Below are 8,414 nucleotides of genomic sequence, written 5' to 3' on the forward strand. Positions count from 1 at the left end.
AAGCTAAAATATATTTTCGAAACTCATTTTCATGCTGATTTTGTTTCTGGTCATTTAGATTTAAGCAAAGCAACCCATGCTCCTATTGTTTATGGACCAAATGCGGCTGCTGAATTTAATTTCACATTAGCAACTGATGGTCAAGAATTTAAAGTTGGTAAAATTACAATAAAAGCCATTCACACTCCAGGACATACTATGGAAAGTACAACCTACTTACTAATAGATGAAAATGGAAAAGATTATGCCATTTTTTCTGGAGATACACTTTTTATAGGTGATGTAGGAAGACCTGACTTAGCACAGAAGGCAGCTTCAATGACTCAAGAGCAATTAGCTGGAGTTTTATTCCATTCATTACGAGACAAAATAATGACATTAGCAGATGATGTTATTGTTTATCCTGCACATGGTGCTGGTTCTGCTTGCGGAAAAAATATGAGCAAAGAAACTGTTTCAACAATTGGTGAACAAAAAGCTACTAATTATGCTTTACGTGCCAATATGACCGAAGCAGAATTTATTGCTGAAGTAACCGATGGATTATTACCTCCACCAGCCTATTTTGGGATGAATGTAGCTATGAACAAAAAAGGGATTGAAAGTTTTAGTACTATTCTAAACAATGGCATGAGGGCATTATCTGTTACTGAATTTCAAGTAGCTGCAGAAGAAACAAACGCTCTAATTCTTGATACTCGTAATAGTGGTGATTTTAGCAAAGGCTATATTCCGCAGTCTATTAGTATAGGAATAAGTGGTGATTTTGCTCCTTGGGTTGGTTCACTTGTCGCTGATGTTACTCAACCCATAATTTTGGTAACCGAAATTGGCAAAGAAGAAGAAGAAACAGTTACTAGACTGGCTCGTGTTGGTTTTGATAACTTGATTGGACATTTGCAAGGAGGTTTCGAATCATGGAAAAATGCAGGCTTAGAAATAGATACCGTACATAGAATAAATGCAGAACAATTTGCAAACGAAGTCAAAATAGGAGAAAGTAAAGTATTAGATATTCGCAGAGATTCAGAATACGAAGCTGAACACATAGAAGATGCCTATTCCCGACCATTAGCTTCCATAAATAATTGGATAAAAGACATAAATCCTGAAGAACATTTCTTTATGCATTGTGCTGGAGGTTACCGTAGTATGATTGCTGCATCTATACTTCAAGCACGTGGCTACAGAAATTTTACAGAAATTGAAGGCGGTTATAATGCCATTTTGAAAACAAATATTCCTAAAACAGATTTTGTTTGTCAAAGCAAAATTTTGCAATAGTTTCCAATTCACTTAAGGCTAAAAAACAGGCTGTTTTTGTAAACAGCCTGTTTTTTTTTGTGAAGTAAATAATTTAAAGTTATCTTGAATAATTAGGAGATTCCTTTGTAATTGTTACATTGTGCGGGTGACTTTCTCTAATTCCACTTGTGGTAATACGTACAAAACGTCCAGTTTCTTGCAAAGTTTGAATGTCTTTCGACCCGCAATATCCCATTCCTGCGCGAAGTCCACCTATAAATTGTAACATACTTTCGTTTAACTCGCCTTTATAAGGTACTCGGCCTACGATTCCTTCTGGAACAAGTTTCTTAACATCGTCTTCCACATCTTGGAAATAGCGATCTTTAGAACCGCCTTCCATAGCTTCAACAGAACCCATTCCTCGATAGGATTTAAATTTTCTACCTTCAAAAATAATTGTTTCTCCTGGAGATTCTTTCGTTCCTGCAAGGAGTGAACCTAACATAACGCAATCGGCTCCAGCAGCAATGGCTTTAGGAATATCTCCTGTATAACGAATTCCTCCATCGGCAATTACAGGAATTCCAGTTCCTTTAAGTGCAGCAGCAACTTCCAATACTGCTGAAAATTGTGGAAATCCAACTCCCGCAACAATTCTTGTTGTGCAAATTGAACCTGGACCAATTCCTACTTTTACACCATCGGCTCCATTTTCGACTAAGAATTTTGCGGCTTCTGGAGTGGCAATATTACCTACAATAACATCTATTTGAGGAAATTTAGATTTTACTTCTTTCAAAACATTAACAACACCTTGAGTATGTCCGTGAGCGGTATCAATAATTATAGCATCTACGCCAGCATTCACTAGTGCTTCTGCCCTATCTACAGCATCACCAGTTACTCCAATAGCTGCTGCAACACGCAAACGACCGTATACATCTTTGTTAGCAATTGGCTTCTGGGTTAGTTTTGTAATATCTCTAAAAGTGATAAGTCCAACTAATTTATAATCGACATTTACAACAGGTAGTTTTTCAATTTTGTTTCCTTGTAAAACGACTTCAGCTTGTTCTAATGAGGTTCCTTCAGCAACAGTTATTAAATTTTCGCTAGTCATTACTTCAATAATTGGTCGAGCATTATTTTTCTCGAAACGCAAATCACGATTGGTAACAATTCCTTTTAGAGTTTTATTTTCATCGACAATTGGAATTCCACCAATGCCAAATTCTTTCATCGCATTTTTAGCGTCTGCAACTGTTGATGTTAGTGGTAATGTAACAGGATCTATAATCATACCAGACTCAGCACGTTTTACTTTACGTACTTTTGCTGCTTGTTGCTCAATAGTCATATTTTTATGTAAAACTCCAATTCCTCCTTCCTGAGCCATAGCAATTGCCATAGAACTTTCGGTAACTGTATCCATAGCTGCAGATACAATAGGAACATTTAATGTAATATTTCTGGAAAATTTTGTTTGTATACTGACATCGCGAGGAAGTATGTCTGAGTAATTAGGAACTAACAATACGTCATCGTATGTTAATCCTTCTCCTATTATTTTTGAATTGTGTGCTTTCATTGCAATTTATAGTTGTAGTTAAATTGCATGCAAATATAGTAGTTTTTTCTATGATAGAAAAAATTAATAGTAATCAAAAATATATAAAATGATTAATTTTATATATTTTTACGAAATAATTAAAATTAATGAATTCTTTATCTATTTTTATTGCTGAAACTATTTTTGTGGGTATTGTAATTTTATCATTACATCGTTTAAGAAAATATTTCGGAATTGACTTATTGCTGATTTTTATTGGTTCTATTCAATTTTTTCAAACTCTATTAGCCTCAAGTATTTATAATGAGATTTTTAATGAAATTATAGTTTCTCCTGGTTCTTCTATTTTATTTACATCTTCTCTTTTTATTATATTATTAGTTTTTCATTCGGAAAATATATCAAAAACGAGAACAATAATATTTGGTTTGATGATTTCAAACATAATCATAACCATTTTATCAGTCTTTACGAGTTTACAACTCCAGTTGGACGATAATTCGATAAATATAGAATTCTTAGAATCAATTTTAAATCTAGATATTATTATTTTTATGACAGGAACCTGTCTATTATATATAGATTCCGTACTTTTAATAGTTATATACGAGTTTTTAAATTTAAAATTAAGTCGTAATTTTTTGTTTATAAAAATTTTAATTCCTCTTTGTTTAATATCGCTATTTGACTCTGTTGTTTTTTATGGAGTAAACCTTTTTTCATTAAACAATAGTTCCAATTTATTACTTTCAAGTATTGTAGGAAAACAAATAGTTGTAATTGTATTTGCAATAATGATGTATTTATATTTGAAAATTATAGATAATAAAAGACCTAAAAGTAAGTCTGAAAATTTGAAAGAAATATTTTCTGTTTTTACTTTTAGTGATACTCACCAAACAACCTAGATGCTACATTATAAGCACTTTCGAAACTCATAGGACTGGTGTTTGTAATTTCTTTTTGAGTAGTAAAATAAGATAATAATTTTTCAGTAGGCATATTTCCAGTTAAATTGTCAGTTGCCATAGGACATCCTCCAAAACCCTGAATTGCACCATCATAACGTCGACAACCTGCTTTGTAAGCTGCGTCGATTTTCTCGAACCATTTATCTGGTGTAGTATGCAAGTGCGCACCAAACTCTATAGTAGGATATTTATGTATTAAATTTGAGAATAAATAACTTATTACTTCTGGCGTAGATGAACCTACTGTGTCAGAAAGTGAAAGGATTTTTACACCCATATTGGCTAATTTTTCTGTCCACTCGCCTACTATTTCTACATTCCAAGGGTCACCGTACGGATTACCAAAACCCATAGAAATATAGGTTACAACTTCTTTGTTTGTTTTATCAGCTATTTCTAAAATTTCTTGTAAAGTAATCAGACTTTCAGCAATGGTTTTATGTGTATTTCGCATCTGAAAATTCTCAGAAATAGAAAATGGAAATCCTAAATATTGAATTTCTTTGTGAGCTGATGCTAAACTTGCGCCTTGGGTATTGGCAATTATTGCTAGTAACTTACTTTTTGTTTGAGACAAATCGAGTTGTGCTAAAACTTCGGCTGTGTCTTGCATTTGAGGAATGGCTTTAGGCGATACAAAACTCCCAAAATCGATACTATCGAAACCAACTCGCAATAAAGATTGAATGTAGTCTACTTTCCTAGCTGTAGGAATAAATGGCTTGATACCTTGCATGGCATCTCGAGGACATTCGATAATTTTTATTGGTTTCATAGAAAGTCAAAGATAGAAAAACAATTATGATTTTAAAATTATCAGTTTCAAATTTCGATAATTTAACACTATTACATATTTTGGTAATAAATAATACTATTACGTATTTTGGTAATAAATGATACTATTACGTATTTTGGTAATAATTTTTTAATGAAAATTAAAATCGAATCCTTTTTTTATTTACTTTTGATTTATGATAAGCATAATTACAGGAGATATTGTCAATTCTAGAAAGCTTCCTTCTACAATATGGATGGATGGTTTCAAGAAATTATTGTCCTCTTTTGGTAAAAATCCAATAGAGTGGGAAATTTATCGCGGTGATGAGTTTCAATTAGAAGTTAAAAATCCTGAAGATGTATTGCAAATCGCATTGCAGATAAAAGCGTTTTTTAAAACCAAGAAACTCGACATAAGAATGAGTATTGGTATTGGAGATAAAACGTACAAAGCCAAGAAAATTTCCGAAAGTAATGGCACCGCATTTTCTCGTTCGGGAGAAGTTTTTGAAACTTTAAAAAAACAAAAAGTTAATTTAGCCATCAACACAGGAGATAAAGAGTTTGATTTCGAAATAAATTTGATGCTACGTTTGTGTTTGACGTTTATGGATAATTGGCTTACACAATCGGCAGAATTTGTGCAAATTGCCATTTCAAACCAAACACTTTCGCAAGAAGAAATTGGAGTAAAACTAGGAATTAATCAAGCAGCAGTAAGCAGAAGACGTAAACGTGCTCAATTTGACTTGATGATGGAAACCGAAAATTATTTTAGACAAAAAATAAAAAACAGAAACGTATGATAATTTTCATAAAACTACTTTTAGCACATTTACTTGGTGATTTTTTGCTACAACCAACTTCGTGGGTTTTAGACAAAGAAAACAAAAAACACAAAAGTATTTATTTATACATTCATACCGTTTTGCATGGATTTTTAGCTTGGATTTTAGTTCCCGAAATACAATTTATTTGTTTTGCATTGCTCCTCGCCTTATCTCACGGATTAATAGATTTTTTGAAACTACATTTCCAAAAAGTCGAAACAAAACGCAACTGGTTTATTACTGATCAAGTCTTACATTTATTAATCATTGTAATCATTGCATCTGTTTATAAAAATCTTACTTTAGATCTTGCTATTTTCAATAATCATTTTTGGATTATGGTAACTGCAATTGTATTTCTTACCAAACCAACGTCTATTCTTATAAAAAATATAATTTCGATTTGGACACCCGAAAGCAAATCTGAAAACGACAATTCTCTACAAAATGCAGGAAATTATATTGGGATATTAGAACGATTGTTTGTTTTTTGCTTTATTATAACTTCTCATTTTGAGGCTATTGGCTTTTTATTAGCAGCAAAATCTATTTTTAGATTTGGTGACTTAAAAGAAGCGAAAGACAGAAAACTCACTGAATATGTGCTTATAGGGACGCTTTTAAGTTTTGGAATAGCTTTGTTAGTTGGGCTTTTGGTTGTTCATTTTCTCTAATATTTTTTTGTTAATCGCTTTTACTAATGCTGGCCCTTCGTAAATAAAACCAGTATAAAGCTGAATTAAGCTTGCTCCTGCTTCTAATTTTTCAATGGCATCATCGGCTGAATGGATTCCTCCTACTCCAATAATTGGGAAAGCTTTATAGCTTTTTTCAGACAAAAACCGAATCACTTCCGTAGAACGATTCGTTAGTGGTTTTCCTGATAATCCTCCCATTTCTATTCGGTTTACAGATTGCAAACCTTCACGAGAAATAGTAGTATTAGTCGCAATAACTCCAGCAATTTTAGTGATTTTTACAATATCTATAATATCTAACAATTGTTCGTTTGTGAGATCAGGCGCTATTTTCAAAAGAATTGGCTTCTGTTTTGGCTTAGCCAAATTTTTATTCTGCAAGGTTTGCAATAATTGTGTTAACGGTTCCTTTTCTTGTAATTCCCGAAGATTTGGTGTGTTTGGCGAGCTTACATTTACCACAAAATAATCGACGTAATCGTATAATGTATCAAAACAAATTTCGTAATCGGAAGTCGCATTTTCGTTTGGTGTGAGTTTATTTTTGCCAATGTTTCCACCAATAAGAACTCCATTATTATCTTTTAATCGAGTCACCGCTTCTTGCACTCCACCATTATTGAAACCCATTCTGTTTATAATTGCTTGATCTTCTTTTAGCCGAAACAATCGTTTTTTAGGATTTCCTTCTTGCGATTTTGGTGTTAAGGTTCCTATTTCTATAAATCCGAAACCAAAGTTTGAGAGTTCTTTATAGAGCTTAGCATCTTTATCGAAACCAGCAGCAAGACCCACAGGATTTTTGAATTTTAACCCAAAAATTTCCCTTTCTAAACGTTTGTCATTCACTTCATACAAGGATTTAAATAGTGATGTAAATCCTGGGATTTTTGATACAAATCGAATAATTGAAAAGGTAAAATAATGCACTTTTTCTGGATCAAACCAGAAAAGTATGGGGCGGATAATAAGTTTGTACATAATTGTTTGTGTTGTTATGCAAAAATAGAAATTGTTAAACGGAATTCTAAAATAAATTGTAAGTTTTATTTATCTTTATTGAATTAAATTTAAAGCCATGAATTGGGAAGCCAAAATTATAAGCCATAGAAAAGAAAAAAGAATTGCCGTTTCTTTTGAAAAAGATGAAGAGTTAATAAAACGAATAAAACTAGTTGTTGATTCAATATGGAGTCAGACATTACGAGTTTGGCATGTTCCTAATACGTTAGAGAATCAAATTCGTTTTAAAATTAATCTCGAAACTAGTAAAACCATATCCGAAGATAGCAATAAAGAATTAGAAAAATTTAAGCAATGGCTAAACTCCAAAAGATATAGCCAAAACACGATAAAAACATATACTGAAGCTCTAAAATCATTCTTACTATTTTTTAAAGAAAAAAGTGTCTACGAGATAACAAACAACGATGTTATAATCTATAATAATGAATATATTTTAAAAAATGATTTATCTTCTTCATACCAAAATCAGATTGTAAATGCTATAAAATTATATTTTAAAACCATCAAAAACGTTAAGATTGAAGTTGATAAAATACATCGTCCCAAACGAGAAAAAACCTTACCAAATGTATTGAGTAAAGAAGAAATAAAGTTGATTTTGAATATCCATAGCAACATCAAACATAAAATGATGCTTTCGTTAATTTATAGTTGTGGTTTGCGCTGTGGCGAATTATTAGCACTAAAACCAGTTCATGTCGATTCTAAGAGAAATATAATATTGCTTAAAAACTCAAAAGAAAAAAAAGACAGAATTGTGCCCTTGAGCCCAAAGATATTAGAAATGCTACGAGATTATTATAAAGTATACAAACCCACAATCTATTTATTTGAAGGACAAACAATTGGGTTTCCGTATGATGCTCGAAGTTTGCAACTCATATTGAAACAAGCCCTACAAAAATCAGGAATTACAAAACCTGCTACTTTGCATTGGCTAAGACACAGTTATGCAACTCATTTATTAGAAAGCGGTACCGATTTGCGCTATATTCAAGAATTATTAGGGCATAATAGTAGCAAAACCACCGAAATATACACCCATGTAAGCACAAAAAGTATTCAGCAAATTAAAAGTCCTTTTGATGATTTGTAAGGGAAAATTAATATATTTGAAAAATATAAAGCGAAACAAACATTCGTATATACACCTAAATTTAGGTAGATTGACGAAAGTTTGTTTCGCATATATACAAGTTAGCGGTCAGTTGTACCGAAAAGACTCAGACAACTACAATTGAGAATATTGCGTGTTTAAAAAAGTGGAAATTATTATATTTGAAGTGAAAAGTTT

8 protein-coding genes are annotated in these 8,414 nt (G+C 32.1%); 5 read left to right on the forward strand and 3 right to left on the reverse strand.

The annotated features are described in order from the left end of the window. Positions 1-1,284: rhodanese-like domain-containing protein (locus ACHZC3_RS09835; protein WP_394759690.1), on the forward strand; the 1,284-nt coding region annotated here is incomplete at its 5' end. Positions 1,285-1,363: 79 nt separating this feature from the next. On the opposite strand, the gene guaB is transcribed toward ACHZC3_RS09835, so the two are convergent. Next, entirely contained in the window at positions 1,364-2,836 is a 1,473-nt protein-coding gene (guaB, locus tag ACHZC3_RS09840; RefSeq protein ID WP_394759691.1) for an IMP dehydrogenase, read from the reverse strand. 128 nt (positions 2,837-2,964) lie between these two features. Here guaB and ACHZC3_RS09845 point away from each other — a divergent pair, with 128 nt between their 5' ends. Beyond that, positions 2,965-3,726: a hypothetical protein gene (locus ACHZC3_RS09845; protein WP_394759692.1), complete on the forward strand. Its 762-nt coding sequence runs from the start codon at positions 2,965-2,967 to the stop codon at positions 3,724-3,726. On the opposite strand, the gene ACHZC3_RS09850 is transcribed toward ACHZC3_RS09845, so the two are convergent. Continuing rightward, positions 3,701-4,564 (reverse strand): hydroxymethylglutaryl-CoA lyase, encoded by an 864-nt coding sequence (locus tag ACHZC3_RS09850; protein WP_394759693.1) that lies wholly within the window; start codon positions 4,562-4,564, stop codon positions 3,701-3,703. The two genes, ACHZC3_RS09845 and ACHZC3_RS09850, sit on opposite strands and share 26 nt — an antisense overlap. A 196-nt stretch (positions 4,565-4,760) precedes the next feature. On the opposite strand from ACHZC3_RS09850, the gene ACHZC3_RS09855 reads away from it, so the two are divergent. Both ACHZC3_RS09855 and ACHZC3_RS09860 read left to right on the forward strand, forming a co-directional pair. Then, positions 4,761-5,372 carry a SatD family protein gene (locus ACHZC3_RS09855; RefSeq protein WP_394759694.1) on the forward strand — a complete coding sequence of 204 codons (612 nt, stop codon included), beginning with the start codon at positions 4,761-4,763 and terminating at the stop codon, positions 5,370-5,372. Further along, the gene (locus tag ACHZC3_RS09860) at positions 5,369-6,070 is read left to right on the forward strand and encodes a DUF3307 domain-containing protein (RefSeq protein ID WP_394759695.1); all 702 of its coding nucleotides are present in this window, start codon (positions 5,369-5,371) and stop codon (positions 6,068-6,070) included. The genes ACHZC3_RS09855 and ACHZC3_RS09860 overlap by 4 nt, the downstream gene beginning before the upstream one ends. Here ACHZC3_RS09860 and ACHZC3_RS09865 read toward each other — a convergent pair. Beyond that, complete coding sequence (locus tag ACHZC3_RS09865) at positions 6,038-7,075, reverse strand: quinone-dependent dihydroorotate dehydrogenase (RefSeq protein ID WP_394759696.1); 1,038 nt, start codon at positions 7,073-7,075, stop codon at positions 6,038-6,040. The two genes, ACHZC3_RS09860 and ACHZC3_RS09865, sit on opposite strands and share 33 nt — an antisense overlap. 97 nt (positions 7,076-7,172) lie before the next feature. Between ACHZC3_RS09865 and ACHZC3_RS09870 the strand changes: the two genes are divergently transcribed. After that, positions 7,173-8,216: a tyrosine-type recombinase/integrase gene (locus ACHZC3_RS09870; protein WP_394759697.1), complete on the forward strand. Its 1,044-nt coding sequence runs from the start codon at positions 7,173-7,175 to the stop codon at positions 8,214-8,216. Positions 8,217-8,414: the final 198 nt, after the last annotated feature.

The organism is Flavobacterium sp. (assembly GCF_043720215.1).
Classification (GTDB): domain Bacteria; phylum Bacteroidota; class Bacteroidia; order Flavobacteriales; family Flavobacteriaceae; genus Flavobacterium.